Here is a 17,600-nt window from a genome sequence, read left to right as displayed (position 1 = left end):
TTCTCATCGCGTGCACAGGCGAAATTGGTGTTTCACATCAATGCGTGCCTGTCGCGGGACGAACTCGTCTTCAGCACCCCTTGTCGTGACGAAAATTGCCGTCCGATCGTGCGTCGAGCGGCCCTCACACGCGTCAACCTTACCCATTCATGATTGCAACTCCGTGCGCGGAATGAGAATTCGTTATTGTTGCCAATGACTTGCGGCGCAAGGTAACTATTCGGCAATTTTTTGAAAGGCGACCGATTGCGGTCGCTCACGCATATTGCCGAGGTCCTTGTGTCGAATCCCGTTGTTCTGACGCTGACGACCAGCGATCCGCTGCACGATTATCTCCAACTCTACAACGCGATCTCGGCGATCAGCGTCGGCGGTGGTCTGGCTGCGGCCAACACCGATTACGTCATCAACTTCTCGCTCTCGTCCGGCGCGCGCACGCTGCAATTGCTGGACGATCTGCCGGCCATCAATCTGATGAACGGCTCAACGCTGACCTTCGACGGCAACTCCGACTACAACAATCAACTCGGCGGACAGGACTATAGCGACATCATCGATGCGCGCGGCTATCAAGGCTTCGTCGTCACATCAGGCACGGTGACGTTCAAGAACCTCACGATCGTCAACGCGGTTGCGAGCGGCGGCAATGGCGGGGTCGGCGGTGGCGGCGGCGGCGCGGGCCTCGGCGGCGGCCTGTTCGTCGGACAGAACGCCAACGTCACGCTGAACAACGTCAATTTCGGCAGCAACACGGCCAAGGGCGGCGATGGCGGCGTGGTCGATCCGGCCGGCGGCGGCGGCGGTGGCGGCGGCATCGGTGCCGATGGCGGCAGCGGCAATGGCGGCGGTGGTGGTGGCGGCGGCTTCGGCGGCCAAGACTATTACGGCTATCACGGCAATGGCGGCAGCGGTTACAGCGAGGCGGGCTCCGACAGCCAGCATCCCTCGACCGGGGCGCAGACCGCGGGCGGCACGCCGGCGACGATCGAAGGTGCGGCGGGCGGCGGACAGGGCGCCGACAATTACGGCGGCTCAGGCTACGGAGCACATGCCGGCGGTGGCTCGAGTGGCGGCGGTGGTGGCGGCGGTGTCGGTGGCGGCGGCGGCGGCATCGGCGGCGCCAACTCGGTGGGCGGCGGCCCCTCGGGCACCCTGATCGGCTTCGGCGGCGCCGGCGGCATGGGCGGCGGTGGCGGCGGCGGCATTTATGGCGGCGGCAATGGTGGTTTCGCCGGCGGTGGCGGCGGCTCCGGCAACGGCAGCGGATACGCGCATACCGGCGGCAATGGCGGTTTCGGCGGCGGAGGCGGCGGTTCGAACGGCACGCCCGGCACCGGCGGATTCGGCGCCGGCAGCGGCTCGCTCGCCGGCGGCGGTGGCGGCGGCCTTGGCGCCGGCGGCGACATCTTCGTTCAACAAGGCGGCACGCTGACGGTCATCGGCGGCACCTTGATGGATGCGACCGAGACCGGCGGCACCGGTGCCAATGGTGCGGGCAACGGCTCCGCCTATGGTGACATCTTCATCCAGGGCACGATGGTCGTCACGCCGACGCACACCGTTTCCACGGTCTTCGAGGGATTGCAGACCGTCACCACGCTGACGATCGGCGACAGCATCGCCGATGAGCGGGGCATCAGCGGCAGCGGCACCACTGGCAAGCTGGTCGTCTCCGGCGGCGGTACGCTGACGTTGACGGGTGCGAGCACCTATGTCGGCGGCACGCAGATCGATGCCGGCAACACTCTCTCGATCACGGCCGACAACAACATCGGCGGTTCGGCCGGTGCGCTGATCCTCAACGGCGGCACGCTGACCACGACCGGCGGCTACACCTTCACCCACAACATCCAGGTCACCGCCGCTGGCGGCACCTTCGACATCTCGTCCGGCACGATTGCCGACACCGGCGCGATCAGCGGCTCCGGTACGTTCACGCTGTCGGGCGCCGGCACGTTGCAGCTCGGGCTCGGTCAGCTCGCGGGGTTGACCGGGACGCTCAACCTGAGCAGCGCGCATCTTTCGCTGACGACGGGCGGCACGTTCGACGACTCAATTTCGGTCGGCGGCAGCTCGCTCCTGAAGATCGCGAACGGCGCAACCGTCACCGATACCGCCCTGATCAGTGGCGGCGGCAATCTCGGCATCGACGGCGGCGGCACCTTCGTGCTCGGCCATGCCAACACTTATGGCAGCACGACGATCTATTCCGGCACAGTGTGGCTTGCGACGGCCGGCGCAGCCGGCACCGGCAACATCTCCTTCACGACCGGCCTTCCCGGCACGCTGAAGATCGACGACGCCGCGCTGACCGGCAACGCGCTCACCAACAGCATCTCCAACTTCAATCCCGGCCAGTCCATCGACCTGACCGGGCTGCACTACAACACCCAGAATACCTCGCTCAACACGGTCAGTCTTTCCGGCAACACGCTCTCGATCTCGAACGGCACAGTGACGGATACGCTGACGGTGAACGGGCTCGACGGCGGCGCCCGCTTCCAGCTTTCGCAGGATGCGAATGGCGGCACGGTCGTGCAGCTTGTGTCGACCCGCGTCTTCAATGTCTCAAACGTCACCGAGCTCAATGCGGCCATCCTGCAGATGGATTCCGGCGGCCAGAACGCCGCGCCGAATGCCAACTACACCATCAACATCACCGCCAGCTTCAGCCTCTCGTCGGAGCTGTACGCGCTCAATCTCTTGAGCGGATCGAGCGTCACCATCAACGGCAGCGACGGCCACGGCGGCACGCACACGATCGACGGCCTCAACGCCCAGCGTGGCTTCTTCGTCTATGCGGGCAACGTCAATCTCGAGAACCTGACCATCCAGAACACGGTGGCGGCCGGCGGCGGCATCATCCAGGGCGGCGGCGGCGGTGGCGCCGGGCTCGGCGGCGCCCTGTTCGTCTCGGCGAACGGCAGCGCCACGATCGACAATGTCGTATTTCACAACAGTGTCGCGATCGGCGGCAACGGCGGAACCGGCAGTACCGCGAGCAACGCCAACATCGACGGCTTCGGCGGTGGTGGCGGCATGGGGGGCCAAGGCGGAAACAGCAGCGGTGGCGGCATCGGCCTTCACGCACAGGGTGCGAACTCTGCCGCATTTCAGAACGGGGCCGCTGGCATCGTTCCCGGCGCCGCGGGGGGCGGCAAAGGCGTCGACGGCTACCTGATCCCGTTCGGAGGCGGGACCATGCTTTACTGGTATGGCGGAACGGGCGGCGCCAATGGCGGCGGCGGCGGCGCGGGTGGCTTCTTCGGCAACAACAACCGCGCGCACGGTACCGGCGGTGGCGTCGGCGGCGGCAACGCAATCGACGGCGGCAATGGTGGCTACGGCGGTGGCGGCGGGGCGTTCGGCAATGGTGGCTTCGGTGGTGGCGGCGGCTATGGCGGCGGTGGCGGCTTCGGCGGCGGTGGCGGCGTCAGCGGGCTCGGCGGCTTCGGCGGCGGTGATGGCACGGCGGGTGGGGGTGGCGGCCTCGGCGCTGGTGGCACCATCTTCGTTCAGCAAGGCGGCTCGCTGACCGTCAAGGGCGGCTCGCTGTCGAACGATTCCGGCTTCAGCGCCGTCAAGGGCGGCACCAATGGCATCGGCCAGGCCAGCGGCTCGGGTTTCGGCTCCGGCATCTTCATCCAGGGCAACAACAATCTCAGCTTCACGCCGGCCAGCGGCCAGACGCTGACGGTTGCCAACGACATCGCGGACCAGAGCGGCAATGGCGGCACCGGTGCCAATGCGGGCATTGGGGGCCTCGCCATCAGCGGCGGCGGCACCGTCTTCCTCGGCGGCAACAACACCTACACCGGCAATACCACGGTCAGCGGCGCCGGCACCCGGGTGTCGATCTCCGCCAACGTGAATCTCGGCGCGGTGACCAATGTGCTGAAGCTTGGCGACGGCACCGGTATCAGCTTCACCGACGGCTTCACGCAGACCCGCAACATCACCGTCGCGGGCGATCCGGTCTTCAACGTCGCCGCCGGCGAGACCGTCACCCAGAGCGGCGTCATTTCCGATGGCACGACGCCTGGTGATGTCGAGGTGACCGGCGGCGGCCGGTTGGTGCTGTCCGCGCACAACACCTATTCGGGCGGCACCGTCATCAAGGGCTCCATCCTGGAGCTGGCGGCGAACGGCGCGGCCGGGACCGGCGCGATCGCCTTCACCGACGGCAGTACCGAAAAACTCGTGCTCGATGCCGCGGCATTCTCCGGCGCCTCCTTCAGCACGTCGATCACCGGCTTTGCCGGCGGCGACACCATCGACTTCGGCAACATCGCCTATGATGCCACGACGACGCTGTCCTATGCGAACGGCGTGTTGCTGGTGAAAAGCGGCAGCGGCACGACGCTCGCATCACTGAACCTGAGTTTTGGCGCTGGCGCCTCGGCCGGCTCGCTGATGCTGGCGTCCGACGGCTCGGCCTCTCCGCATCTCGAGATCCGGTCACAGGCGAGCATCGCCTCGGTCACTTCTGACACCACCGATCATCTCACGATCCTGAACGCCGGCAAGGTAGTGACCATCACCGTCAACTTCAGCAACACGGTGAACGTGACCGGCGCGCCGGAGTTGCTGCTCAACGACGGCAAGGCCGCGACCTATCTGAGCGGCAGCGGCTCGCAGGCGCTGGTGTTCAGCTACACGGTGCAGGACGGCGACAGCACGTCCGATCTTCAGGTGCAGAGCCTCTCGCTCAACGGCGGCACGATCAGGGATCCCGGCGGCCAGGACGCCGACGTGACCCATGCGGCGACCGACCTGCATCTCGTGATCGACGCGATCGCGCCGACCGTGTCGGTTGCGGCGAGCTCGACCGCGCTGCTGGCCGGGCAGACCTCGACCGTCACCTTCACCTTCTCCGAGGCGGTTACCGGCTTCGCGTTGACGGACACGACGGTGAGCGGCGGCGCGCTGAGCAACCTCGTGCATGTCGGCGTCAACGCCGCGCACCAGGACATCTACACGGCAACCTTCACACCCGACGTGACCAACGCCGAGGCGGGCTCGGTGCAGGTCAACGCGTCAAGCTATACCGACAGCGCCGGAAACGCCGGCGCGGCAAGCAGCGCGATCAGCTTCACCGGTGATACCAAGGCGCCGACGGTGGCGGTTGCAGCCGATCACACCACGCTGGTTGCCGGCGATAGCGCGGTTGTCACGTTCACCTTCTCCGAGGCCGTCAGCGGCTTTGGATTGGATGATGTCACGGTCCAGGGCGGTTCGCTGGGCAACCTCACCCATGTCGGCATCGATGGCGCCGGCCACGACGTCTACACCGCGACCTTCACGCCGGATGTGACCAACACCGAGGCAGGTTCGGTGCAGGTCAATGCATCGAGCTATAGCGATACGGCCGGCAATTCCGGCTCGTCGAGCAACACGATCAGCTTCAGCGGCGACACCAAGGCGCCGACTGTATCGGTCTCGGCTGACCATGGTACGCTGCTCGCCGGTCAGACCGCGGTCGTGACCTTCACCTTCTCCGAGGCCGTCGCGGGCTTCGCGCTCGGCGACATCAGCGTCAGCGGCGGCGCGTTGGGCAGCCTTGTCCATGTCGGCGTCAACGGCGCCGGCCAGGACATCTACACCGCGACCTTCACGCCCGACGTCACCAACGCCGAGGCTGGCTCGGTGCAGGTCAATGCATCGAGCTATAGCGATACGGCCGGCAACGCCGGCGCTGCCAGCAACGCCATCAACTTCACCGGTGACACGCTGGCGCCGACGGTCTCCGTCACGCTCAATCCCGACACGGTGCTGGCCGGCGACCTCTCGGTCGCGACCTTCACCTTCTCGGAGACCGTGTCGGGCTTCGCCCTTGGCGACATCACCGTCCATGGCGGCGCGCTGAGCAATCTCGTGCATGTCGGGCTCAACGGTGCTGGGCAGGACGTCTACACCGCGACCTTCACGCCCGATGTCAGCGACACCGAGACCGGCTCGGTGAAGGTGAATGCGTCCAGTTACAGCGATGTGGCCGGCAATGCCGGCGCGGCAAGCAACACCGCGACGATCGGCGGCGATACGCTGGCGCCGACGGTGTCGATCGCGGCTGACCGTCACGCGCTGCTGGCGGGCCAGACCGCGCTGGTGACGTTCACTTTCTCCGAACAAATCGCGAGCTTCGCGCTCGGTGACGTCACGGTGCATGGCGGGGCGTTGGGCAATCTGGTCCATGTCGGCGTCAACGCATCAGGCCAGGACGTCTACACGGCAATTTTTACGCCGGACGAAAGCAACACTGAAGCGGGCTCGGTGCAAGTCACCGCCGCGAGCTATACGGATGTTCCCGGCAATACCGGTGCGGCGAGCGGCACCATCAGCTTCACTGGCGATACCAGGGCGCCGACGGTGTCGGTTGCCGCGAGCCCGAGCACGGTGCTTTCGGGCCAGACTTCGGTTGTCACCTTCACCTTCTCCGAGCAGGTCGCGGGCTTTGCGCTCAGCGATACCGTCGTCGCCGGCGGCACGGTGACCAATCTGGTCCATGTCGGGCTCAACGTGTCGGGGCAGGACGTCTACACCGCGACCTTCACGCCCGATATCAACGACGTCGTGGCGAGCTCGATCCGGGTCACCGCCGCGAGCTATGCCGACGTATCAGGCAATATCGGCGCGGCGAGCAATACCGCGACGATCGGTGGCGACACGCATCCGCCGACGGTATCGGTGGCGGCCGATCACACCCTGCTGCACGCCGGCGACACCGCGTTGATGACGTTCACCTTCTCCGAGGCGGTCGCAGGTTTCGGACTCGGCGATGTCACGGTCCATGGCGGACTGCTGGGCAGCCTCGTCCATGTCGGCATCAATGGCGCAGGTCACGATATCTACACCGCGACCTTCACGGCCGATGTCACCGACGATCTGTCGGCTGACCTTTCGGTTGCCGGGGCGAGCTACACCGACATCGCCGGCAATGCCGGCGGAGCGAGCAACGCGGTCAGCTTCACCGGCGACACCAAGGCGCCATCGGCGCCGACGCTGGCACTGCACCGCGACACCGGCGTCGCCAGCGCCGACCACATCACCAGCAATCCGCTGATCGATTACACCAAGTTCGATGCGGCCGACACGCTGCGCTACAAGGCCGACGGCGCGTCGGGCTTCTCCACGGCGGCGCCGGTCTTTACGACTGATGGTATGCACTCCGTCACGGTGCAGGAGGTCGACGCCGCCGGCAATGTCAGCGCATCGTCCAACCTGACCTTCACCCTCGACACCACGGCGCCTCATCTCACCGGAATCACGGCGACGCCCTCCGGTGGCGTCGCGACGCCGGGTTCGCTGGTCCAGCTGACGGTCGGCTTCAACGAGGCGGTGCATGTCAATGGCGGCACGCCGAGCCTGACGCTGAACGATGGCGGCACCGCAATCTACGACGCCGCGGCGACGGCGCTGCTCGGCGATTCCTCGAAGCTGGTATTCGATCACATCGTGTCGTCGACCGATCGCGCCGGCTCGCTGGCGGTGACCAGCTTCGCCGCCAATGGCGCCGATGTCGTCGACCTGGCCGGCAATGCGGCCTCGCTTTCGACGGTGTCCGCCGTGTTCGACGCCCTGCATATCAACGAGACCATCGTGCCGGCCTACACACTCGGGGCCATTACCCGGCCAGAATTGCATCTGGATCTGGGCGGTCGCATCATCATGGATGCAACGGCATCGGCATTCGCCGGACATTATGGCATGCAGTACCTGTTCCTCGGCCTGCCGGCGGGAACGCCCCATCAGACCGTTCCCGACTTTCATCTCTGATCGCAGCGCGGCCGAAAGCTCCGGCGCGGCGCTTCATTCCGCTTAGTGGAAAACAGATTGCTGCCGCTGCGGCTTGCTGCAGTGCAGGCCATGCGGCATGATCCGGCCCTCGAAACGGACCTGATGGAACGAGGTCCGCGCTGCAAGGGAGGATTGGAATGAGACGAGTTTTGGCCGGCGTGTTGGCCTGTGCGTTTGCGATCTCGGCGAATGCGTCGCTGGCGCAGGACAAGCCTCCGCTGAAGCTCGGCGGCATCCTCGATATGTCGAGCCTCTATGCCGACATCACCGGTTCGGGCAGCGAAACCGCTGCCAAGATGGCGGTGGAGGATTTCGGCGGCGAGGTGCTCGGCCGCAAGGTCGAGATCGTGGTCGGCGACCATCTCAACAAGGCTGACCTCTCCGCCAACATCGCCCGCGACATGATCGATAACCAGGGCGTCGAGATGATCTTCGACGTCGCGGCCTCCGCGACCGCGCTCGCCGCTGCCGAAATCGCCAAGGCGCGCAACAAGATCATCATGTTCAACGGTCCGGGTTCGATCCGCCTCTCCAACGAGGCCTGCGGCCCCTATACCGTGCACTACGTGTTCGACACCTTCGCGCAGGCCAATGTGACCGGCCTTGCCGCGGTGAAATCCGGTCTCGATACCTGGTTCTTCCTTACCGCGGACTACGCGTTCGGTCAGGACCTGGAAAAGGACACCAGCAACGTCGTGGTGAAGTCGGGCGGCAAGGTGCTCGGCAGCGTGCGGCATCCGATCAACACCTCGGATTTCTCGTCCTTCCTGCTGCAGGCGCAGGCGTCGAAGGCCAAGGTGATCGGCCTTGCCAATGCCGGCGGCGACACCATCAACGCGATCAAGCAGGCAGCCGAATTCGGCCTCACCAAGAGCGGCCAGAAACTGTCGCCGCTATTGGCCTTCGTCACCGACATCGACAGCGTCGGGCTCGATACCGCGCAGGGCCTGTTGCTGGCGGAAGCCTTCTACTGGGATCTCAACGACGACAGCCGCGCCTTCACGAAGCGCTTCATGGAGCGCACCAAGCGGGTGCCGACCTCGGCACAGGCCGGGGTCTATTCCTCGGTGACGCACTATCTCAAGGCGGTGAAGGCCGCCGGCACCACCGATGCGGCCGCCGTCATGAAGGTGATGAAGGAGAGCCCGATCAACGACATGTTCACCAAGAACGGCAAGATCCGCGAGGACGGCCGTATGGTGCACGACATGTATTTGTTCGAGGTCAAGAAGCCGTCGGAATCGAAGGGCCGCTGGGACGACTACAAGCTGGTGGCGACCGTGCCGGGCGACCAGGCCTTCCAGCCGCTGTCGGAGTCGCGCTGCCCGCTGGTGAAGAAGTGACGAAGTGACGAAGTCACGCAGTCATCCCGGGGCGTGCGAAGCACGAACCCGGGATCTCGAGGTTCCGGGTCTGGTGCTTACGCACCATCCCGGAATGACGGATTCAAAATAACAACGAAAGGCAAAACGCCATGAGCGATAATCAGATGGTCCTCCAATCCCTCGACAAGGGCCTGCTCACCATCACCATGAACCGCCCCGATCGGCGCAACGCGCTCAATCCCGACATGACGCGCGGCCTCGTCGAGGCGGCGCGGCGGGCGCAGGACGATACCGAGGTGCGCGCCGTGCTGATCCGGGGCGCCGGCGGCACCTTCTGCGTCGGCGGCGACGTCAAGTCGATGGCGGAAGGCCGCGCCCCGCTGCCGTTCGAGGCCAAGATGGCCAACCTGCGCCGCGGCATGGAGGTCTCGCGCATCCTGCACCAGATGCCGAAGCCGGTGGTGGCGCAGCTCGACGGCGCCGCGGCCGGCGCCGGGCTTTCGATCGCGCTGTCCTGCGATCTCCGCGTTGCCGGCGCCTCCTGCAAGATCACCACCGCCTTCGCCAAGGTCGGCTTCTCCGGCGACTACGGCGGCACCTACTTCCTGACCAAGATGCTCGGCAGCGCGAAAGCGCGCGAGCTCTACATGATGTCGCCGGTGCTGTCGGCGCAGGAAGCATACAATCTCGGCATGGTCTCCAAGGTGGTGCCTGATGCCGACGTCGAGGCCGAGACGCTGGAGCTGGCCCGGTCGCTGGCGCAGGGGCCGTCGGTGGCGCTCGGCTACATCAAGCGCAACATCAACAATGCCGAGACCATGACCCTCGAAGCCTGCTTCGACGGCGAGGCGATCCACCACACGCGTGCCGGCGAGACCACGGACCACAAGGAAGCGGCAAAAGCCTTCGTCGAGAAGCGCAAGCCCACCTTCCAGGGGCAGTAGACCATGGCCGAGTACATGCGGCTGCGGCAGATCTGCCTGGTGGCGCCGCAGCTTGCGCCCGTGATCGCGGACATCTCCGCGATCATGGGCCTCGACGTCTGCTATCGCGACGGCAACGTCGCGAAATACGGCCTCGAGAATGCGCTGCTGCCGGTCGATACCATCCTGCTCGAAGTCGTCGCGCCGTTCCAGCCGGGGCCGGGCACGGCGGCCGGCCGCTTCATCGAGAAGACCGGCGGCCGCGGCGGCTATATGGCGATCTTCGTTTGTGAGGATCCCGACGCGCGTGGCGCCAAGGCCAACGCGATGGGCGTGCGCACCGCCAACGTGATCACGCACGCGCCATATCACGGCGTGCAGCTGCATCCGCGCGACTGCCGAGCCGCCTTCATCGAGTTCAACCACACCGACGGCAGCGACGACGTGCTGGGACCGTACCCGCCGGCCGGCCCCGACTGGCAGAAGTCGATCCGCAAGGACACGACTTTGGCGCTGACCACGGTCGAGATGCAGAGCCCCGAGCCTGAGGCGTTGGCGACGCATTGGGGCAGGATCATCGGCATTCCCGCCGATGGTGCCGTGGTGAAGCTGCCGAACAGCACCTTCCGCTTCGTCAAGGGCGACAGCGCGATCATGAGCGGCTTGACGTTCAAGGTCGCCGACAAGGCGAAGGTGCTGGAGGCGGCGAAGACGAGAGGCTGTGCGGTGAAGGGCGATGAGTTCCAGCTCTGCGGCGTGACGTTCAAGCTGACGGCGTGATTTCGTAGCCCGTATGCAGCGAAGGGAAATCCGGGGCCGCCGCGTTCTTCGCGGATAGACCGGCCCCCGGATTGCGCTGCGCTGTATCCGGGCTACGCATCTTTCTCCCGTCATCCTGAGGAGCCGCGAAGCGGCGTCTCGAAGGGTGCACGGCCCGGCTGGTGGCCGTGCACCCTTCGAGGCTCTCTTCGCTCGCACCTCAGGGTGACGGTGAACGATTGGTGCTTGCGGGGAGAGCGGTTGAGCCGGCGGCGGTGATCCAATATCGTCAAGAGCAACAACAACAATTGGGAACACGCCCCCATGCCGCATCCGCTCGATACCTTCTTCGCACCAAAGAGCATCGCGCTGATCGGCGCCTCGCGCGATCATGAGAAGATTCCCGGGCGGCTGCTCGCGATGCTGCGCAAGAACGGCTATCCCGGCGCGCTCTATCCGATCAATCCGAACTATGACGAGATCGACGGGCTGAAATGCTTCAAGTCGGTCGCCGAGATCGGCGCGCCGATCGATCTTGCCGTTATCGTCATTCCCGCCCGTGCAGTGCTGCCGGCGCTGGAGCAATGCGCGGCGGCCGGTGTGAAGAACGCGGTCATCATCTCGTCCGGCTTTGCCGAGGAAGGTGGCGACAGCGCTGACATGCAGGATGCGATCGTCGCGCTGGCGAAGCGGACCGGGATGCGGATCAGTGGCCCTAACGCCGAAGGGTTTTACAGCCAGGCGCAGAAGGTCGCCGCGACCTTCAGCCCGACCGTCGACGTCAAGCCGGATGCGCCCGATCTGGTCGCCAGCAAGCGGCGGATCGGCATCGTCGCGCAGAGCGGCGGCATCGGCTTTGCGATCTATCATCGCGCCAAGGCGCTCGGCGTCGCGCTGAGCTATGTCGTCAGCGCCGGCAATGAGAGCGATCTCGGCGCCGGCGAGTTCCTCGACTACATGGTGCAGGATGCCTCGACCGACGTGATCCTGCTGTTCATCGAGGGTATCCGCGACGTCGACAAGTTTTTGGCGGCGGCGAAGCGCGCCGCAGAGCTCAAAAAGCCCGTCATCGTAACTAAAGTGGGCCGCTCCGGCGCTGGCGAGCGCGCGGCGGCCTCGCACACCGCGAGCATGGCCGGCTGGTCGGCGGCCTATGACGCGGTGTTCGCGAAATACGGCTTCATCGTCTCCAACGACCTCGACGAGGCCGTGACCATTGCCGCGGTTCTGACCACCAATCCGCTGCCGAAGGGCGATCGCGTCGCGGTGCTGACGGTGTCCGGCGGCGCCGGCATTTGGGGCGCCGATACCGTCTCGATGCAGGGCCTGCGCGTGCCGGAGCTTTCAGCCGCGATCCAGAGCCAGATCAAGCAATGGATGCCGTCCTACGGCGCGGCGGGCAATCCGGTCGACGTGACCGCGCAGGGCGTGTCATCCGGCGGACTGCAGAAGAGCATCGAGCTGTTCGACACGTCTGATGAAGTGGACGCGACGCTGGTGGTGCTGTCGCTGTCGAGCGAGACGCGGATGCCGTTCAAGGAAGCCGAGCTGAAGCCGGTGATCGCGGCGCAGAACAAGCCGGTGGTGTTCTATTCCTACACGCTGCCGTCGCAATTCGCGCGGCAGGAGCTGGCGAAGTCGGGCGTGGTGGTGCTCTCGGGACTGACCCATGTCGGCGTCGCAATGCGGCGGCTGGCGGACTATGCCGGCTTCAAGCCCGCGCCGGAGATCTCGGCATCAGCGTCGCCGGCGCACGATCTCTCCATGCATCTCACGTCGAAGACGTTGTCGGAATATGACAGCAAATCGCTGCTGCGCGCGGCCGGCATTGCGCTGCCGGATGAGGTGCTGGTGACCGACCGCGACGGGCTCGACGCTGCGATCGAGCGCGCCGGATTTCCACTGGTCATGAAGATCCAGTCGCCCGCGATCGCGCATAAGAGCGAGGTCGGCGGCGTCCGCGTCAACATCGCCGCCAAGGGCGCGGCATTCACGGCCTATCGCGACATGCTGGAGACGGTGCAGAAGCAGCGGCCGGGCGCTGAAATCCAGGGCGTGCTGGTCGGGCCGATGGCCAGGAAAGGCGTCGAGATCATCGTCGGCACCATGACGGACGCGACCTTCGGGCCGATGGTGATGGTGGGGCTCGGCGGCATCACCACCGAACTGTTCAAGGACGTGGTCTATCGCCCCGCGCCGGTGAGCGTGGAAGAAGCGACCACGGTGCTGGAGACGCTGAAAGCCGCGCCGCTGCTGCACGGTTTCCGCGGCGCGCTGAAGGCGGATGTCGCGGCGCTGGCGCGATTGATCTCGCAGATTTCGGTGCTGGCGGCCCAGCACGCGAACGAGATCGCCGAGATCGAGGTCAATCCGGTGCTGGTGCACCCGGAGGGGCAGGGCGTCACGATCGTCGATGCGCTGGTGGTGCCGAGGGGTTAGCTAGATATCTCCCCGGTGTCGTCCCGGCGTTCGCCGGGACCCATAACCACCGAAGTGAGTTGTAAGAGAAGCCGACGCCGCTTGTGCCCCTTCCGCGGGCCGCGGCGTATGGGTCCCGGCTCCCGTGCGCAATTGCGCACTAGGCCGGGACGCCCCGTGGAGAGAGCGGCGCTTGCGGCTACCGCCCCTTGAAGTTAGCGACGCGACGCTCGGCGGTGGCCTTGACGCCTTCCTTGAAGTCTTCGGTCGCGCGCAGCTTGGTCTGCTCGGCGAGCTCATGGTTGGTTGCGGCGAGCACGCGGTCGGCGAGGCCGGCGCGCATGGTGGCGCGGGTCGAGACCAGGCCGAGCGGCGAGCATTCGGCGATCTCCTGCGCGAGCTTCATCGCTTCCGCCCGCACCTGATCCTGCGGCACCAGCACATTGGCGAGGCCCCAGCGATAGGCCTCTTCGCCGGTGACGCGGCGGCTGGTGTAGAACATCAGCTCGGCATTGTTCTTGCCGATCAGTTCCGGCAGCGTTGCGGTCAGGCCGAAGCCCGGATGGAAGCCGAGCTTGGTGAAGTTGGCCGAAAAGCGTGCCTCGGGGCAGGCGACGCGGAAGTCGGCGGAGACGGCAAGGCCGAGGCCGCCGCCGATCGCGGCGCCATGGATCGCCGCGACGATCGGCTTCTTGTTGCGGAAGATGCGCACCGCCTGAACGTAGAGATGGTTGATCGGCAGGTTGGAAGCCGGATCGCTCTTGGCGCGCTCCTCCTGCTCCTGGCGGGCCGGATCGCCGAAATTGGCACCGGCGCAGAACGCCTTGCCTTGCGCCGCCAGCACCGAGGCGCGGATCTCGATATTGTTGTCGAACTCCTCCAGCGCGTCGGCGATCTGGTTGATTAGCGCGACGTCGAAGAAGTTCAGCGGGGGTTTCCGGATTTCGATCAGGCCGACATGGCCGTGGGTTTCGACGCCGATATCAGTGTACTTGGTCATGATCTGTCCTCGTTGAATTAGCGCAGGCGAGCCCGCGCGGCTAGCGCAGGCCAAGTCCGCGGGCGATGATGCCGCGCAGCACTTCGGTGGTGCCGCCCTGGATCGTCAGCTTGGGCGCGGTCTTGATGGCGAAATCGAGCTGCTTTTCCAGCGTCTCGCGGTTGGTCGCGGTCTCCTCGACGAAGGCGGCGAGATCGCGGACGCGATGCGGCAGCTGCTGCTCCCACACCGTGCCGATGTCCTTGACGATCGAGGCCTCCACCACCGGCTCCTTGCCGGCCTGCAGCATGCCGGCGACCGACACCGACATGCGGCGCATGGTGTGCACCTGCGCCACCAGGCGTCCGATGCCCTCGGCGCTGCGGGTGTCCGGGTTCTTGCCGACCGCGCGCACGAGCTCGGTGAGCACGTAATAGGTCTCGAGGAAGCGCTCGGGACCACTTCGCTCATAGGCGAGCTCCGACGTCGCCTGCTTCCAGGCGCCATCGACCTCGCCCAGCACGTGATCGTCGGGCACGAAGTAGTCGGTGAACACGACCTCGTTGAACTCGAACTGGCCGGTGATCTGGCCGATCGGATTCACCTGGATGCCCGGCTGCTTCATCTTGACGAGGAACTGGGTCAGGCCGTGGCGGCGGTTTTCCTTGGTCGGCGGCGAGGTACGGAAGATCGCGATCATGTAGTCGGCGATGTGCGCCGACGAGGTCCAGATCTTGGTGCCGTTGATCAGATAGCCGCCGTCGGTCTTGGTGGCGCGGGTCTTCGCCGCGAACAGGTCAGAGCCGGAGTTCGGCTCGCTCATGCCGATGGCGAAACAGACCTCGCCGCGGCAGATGCGCGGCAGGATGTCCATCTTGATGTGCTCGGGCGCGTATTTCAGCAGCACCGGCCCGCTCTGGCGGTCGGCGACGAAGAAGCGCCGGGTCGGCGCGTTCGCCACCCGCATCTCCTCGGTGACCACGTAGCGCTCGAGGAACGAGCGCTCCTGGCCGCCATATTTCTTCGGCCAGGTCATGCCGAGCCAGCCCTTGGCGCCGACGCGACGGGAGAATTCCGGCGCGTCATTGTCCTCGCGGTTCGGCGCGTGGGGATCGAAGGTGCCGGCGGCGATTTCCTCGGCGAGGAAGGCGCGCACCTCCTTGCGGAGCTGCTCGCATTTTTCCGGCAGGCGGATCGGATCGAAACGAAGGGCTGCAGTCATGATGTCCAGTCCTGATCTTTCTGCCTGATCTCAGCGCGAAGCCACCAGCGGCCACAATTCATCGGCGCCACGATTCGCGACGAGCTTGCCGAGCTCGACCGCCCAGTAGCTCTCCGAGCCGAAATCGTCGCGCCAGGCCAGCGCCCGCAGCGAATAGCGGTGCAGGATGTGCTCGATGGTGAAGCCGATCGCGCCATGCACCTGATGCGCGATGCCGCTGCCCTTCTCCGCCGCTTCCGAGCAGCGGACCTTAGCCGCTGCGGCTTCCAGGAACACCGCATCAGTGTCCAGCGACTTGGCGTTCACGATCGTGTCCGCCGCCGAGGTCGCAGCGGCCAGTGCCGCGGCGTTTTCGCCGGCGAGCCGCGCGAGGTTGTGCTGCACCGCCTGGAATTTCGAGATCTTCTTCTCGAAGGCGATGCGCTCATTGGAATAGCGCACCGAGATGTCGAGCATCGCTTCCAGCGCGCCGGCGATCTGCAGGCTGCGCACCACGCCGCCCATCAGCATCAGCGTGGTCTGGTCAAAACCCTTCGGCGCCGGCCTGGTGGCGACCGGCTGCACCTTGTCGAGCGTGACGGTATCGTTGTGATCGCCGCCGAGCCCGATGCCGGATTCGATCCGGCACTTCGCTGCATCGAGCAGCGCGACCGACACGCCGCCATTGCCTTCAGCCAGCACCGCGAAATGTTTTGCGTCCTTGGCGAACGGCACGCCGCGGGCGCGGCCGGAGAGCGAGCCGTCGGCGTTCAGCGTGACGCGGTCCTTCGGGCTTGCCGGCAGCACGGTCATCTCGCCTTCGGGAGAGGCGATCCTGGCTTGCGTCAGCAGCCAGCCGGCCAGCATTGTTTCGGCCAGCGGAACAGCGATCGCATGCCGCCCAGCGACGTTGAGGACGCTGAATCCTTCGGCGAGGCTGGCGCCGGAACCGCCGAGATCGTCGGGCACCCAGGACAGCGGCAGGCCGGCTTCGGTCAGCGCCTGCCACAGCGGCGCCTTCCATGCGCCCTGCTTGTCGTGATTGATGGTTTGGGCATCCGCGAGATCGGCGAAAATCTTTTCCGCGGTCTCGGCGACGATGTTTTCACTCTCCGCCACAGCGTTCCTCGTGTTGATTGGCTCGGGCTGGCTGTTCGGCCATGCCCTGCTTGCGATGTTGTCTTGCGCTCAATGATGCGGAAAAGCCATAGCCGTGACAAGCGCTGCCCGCAGGGCCACTTGCGCGGATGGCATGAAGCCGGACTTGGCGCATGAATTCCGCATAGTGAACTTTCGATTGTCCCCGTTTGTATGCCACGCACACGCGCAAACCGGCCGCCGACATAAGTTCAGTCCGCCAGATGAAACTCGATTGCCTTCCGCATCAGGTCGGCGAACTCGGTCTCCTGGGTGACCAGTGCGTCGTTCAATCCGGCCACGCACAGCACCAGCGGTTCGTTCGATTCCGCAATCGGCGGCAGGTTCATGGCGACGGCGCCCGCGCCCGGCGTGACCAGGCCGAGCGAGAAAGCGTGCCCCTTGGCGCGGACCTTCTTCAGCTCAAGCAGCAGCGCCTTGATGTCGACCTGACGATCGGGCCGGCTCTCGTTGGCGTTGATCAGGCGCACCAGGCGGCGCACCTCCTTGTCCGGATAGGCCGACAGCAGCGCGTAACCCGACGCGGATCGCGCCAGCGGCCGCAGCGTTCCGGCCTTGACATACAGCCGCATCGGCAGCTTGGCCTGAATGATATGGACATACTGCGCGCTGAGCCCGTTGCGCACCGCGAGCATGATGGTCTCTCCGGTCCGCGCGGAGAGCTCTTCCATCAGATTGACCAGGCGTCCCTTCGTGAACAACGCCGGGCTCAGCCAGTGCCCCAGCATCGAGATCCGCGGCGTCGGGATATAGGTGCGGCGGCTGGTGTCATAGTGGAGATAGCCGAACGCCGTCATCGTCCGCATCAACGCCGAGGTGCTGGATTGCGGGAACTTGAGCGCGGCCGCGACTTCGATCGCGGAGGCGGCGCGCTGGTGCTCCTCGAAGAATTCGAGCACGTCGAACACGCGCCGCGCCGACTTGACTGCATTGTCCATCTTCGGCAGGTCGCGCGAGGTGTCGCCGGGGAAATCGGGGCCGTCGAAAGACCGCGCGCCGGCAGCCGCGCCGGCCTTCGCTACATCCTTCTTCGCCACCGGCAT

At 65.8% G+C, this 17,600-nt stretch carries 9 protein-coding genes; 5 read left to right on the top strand and 4 right to left on the bottom strand.

Annotated features, from left to right (window positions below):
- Nucleotides 1-279: 279 nt before the first annotated feature.
- The 5 genes from Q2M23_RS13580 to Q2M23_RS13560 all read left to right on the top strand — a co-directional run bounded on the left by Q2M23_RS13580 (nt 280) and on the right by Q2M23_RS13560 (nt 13,240).
- Nucleotides 280-7,773, top strand: coding sequence for an Ig-like domain-containing protein (locus Q2M23_RS13580; protein ID WP_316395861.1), 7,494 nt, complete (start codon nt 280-282; stop codon nt 7,771-7,773).
- Between the two features lie 158 nt (nt 7,774-7,931).
- Nucleotides 7,932-9,137, top strand: coding sequence for an ABC transporter substrate-binding protein (locus Q2M23_RS13575; protein ID WP_057020170.1), 1,206 nt, complete (start codon nt 7,932-7,934; stop codon nt 9,135-9,137).
- A gap of 131 nt (nt 9,138-9,268) precedes the next feature.
- Nucleotides 9,269-10,063, top strand: a complete 795-nt coding sequence (locus Q2M23_RS13570; RefSeq protein WP_076832822.1) for an enoyl-CoA hydratase — start codon at nt 9,269-9,271, stop codon at nt 10,061-10,063.
- A 3-nt stretch (nt 10,064-10,066) separates the two neighbouring features.
- Nucleotides 10,067-10,822, top strand: coding sequence for a hypothetical protein (locus Q2M23_RS13565; protein ID WP_316395860.1), 756 nt, complete (start codon nt 10,067-10,069; stop codon nt 10,820-10,822).
- Between the two features lie 303 nt (nt 10,823-11,125).
- Complete coding sequence (locus Q2M23_RS13560) at nt 11,126-13,240, top strand: acetate--CoA ligase family protein (RefSeq protein WP_316395859.1); 2,115 nt, start codon at nt 11,126-11,128, stop codon at nt 13,238-13,240.
- 178 nt (nt 13,241-13,418) lie between these two features.
- Here Q2M23_RS13560 and Q2M23_RS13555 read toward each other — a convergent pair whose 3' ends face one another.
- The 4 genes from Q2M23_RS13555 to Q2M23_RS13540 form a co-directional block, all read right to left on the bottom strand.
- Complete coding sequence (locus Q2M23_RS13555; RefSeq protein ID WP_028341859.1) at nt 13,419-14,219, bottom strand: enoyl-CoA hydratase/isomerase family protein; 801 nt, start codon at nt 14,217-14,219, stop codon at nt 13,419-13,421.
- A gap of 40 nt (nt 14,220-14,259) precedes the next feature.
- Complete coding sequence (locus Q2M23_RS13550) at nt 14,260-15,420, bottom strand: acyl-CoA dehydrogenase family protein (RefSeq protein WP_018269158.1); 1,161 nt, start codon at nt 15,418-15,420, stop codon at nt 14,260-14,262.
- A 30-nt stretch (nt 15,421-15,450) separates the two neighbouring features.
- Nucleotides 15,451-16,518, bottom strand: coding sequence for an acyl-CoA dehydrogenase family protein (locus Q2M23_RS13545; protein ID WP_253588227.1), 1,068 nt, complete (start codon nt 16,516-16,518; stop codon nt 15,451-15,453).
- Nucleotides 16,519-16,748: 230 nt separating this feature from the next.
- Nucleotides 16,749-17,600 (bottom strand): IclR family transcriptional regulator, encoded by an 852-nt coding sequence (locus Q2M23_RS13540; protein WP_057020165.1) that lies wholly within the window; start codon nt 17,598-17,600, stop codon nt 16,749-16,751.

The organism is Bradyrhizobium sp. 33ap4, from assembly GCF_032654765.1.
In the GTDB taxonomy this organism is placed as follows: Bacteria; Pseudomonadota; Alphaproteobacteria; order Rhizobiales; family Xanthobacteraceae; genus Bradyrhizobium; species Bradyrhizobium australafricanum.
Note: the sequence above shows the minus strand (reverse complement) of the source record. Positions and strands in the feature narration are given on the sequence as shown.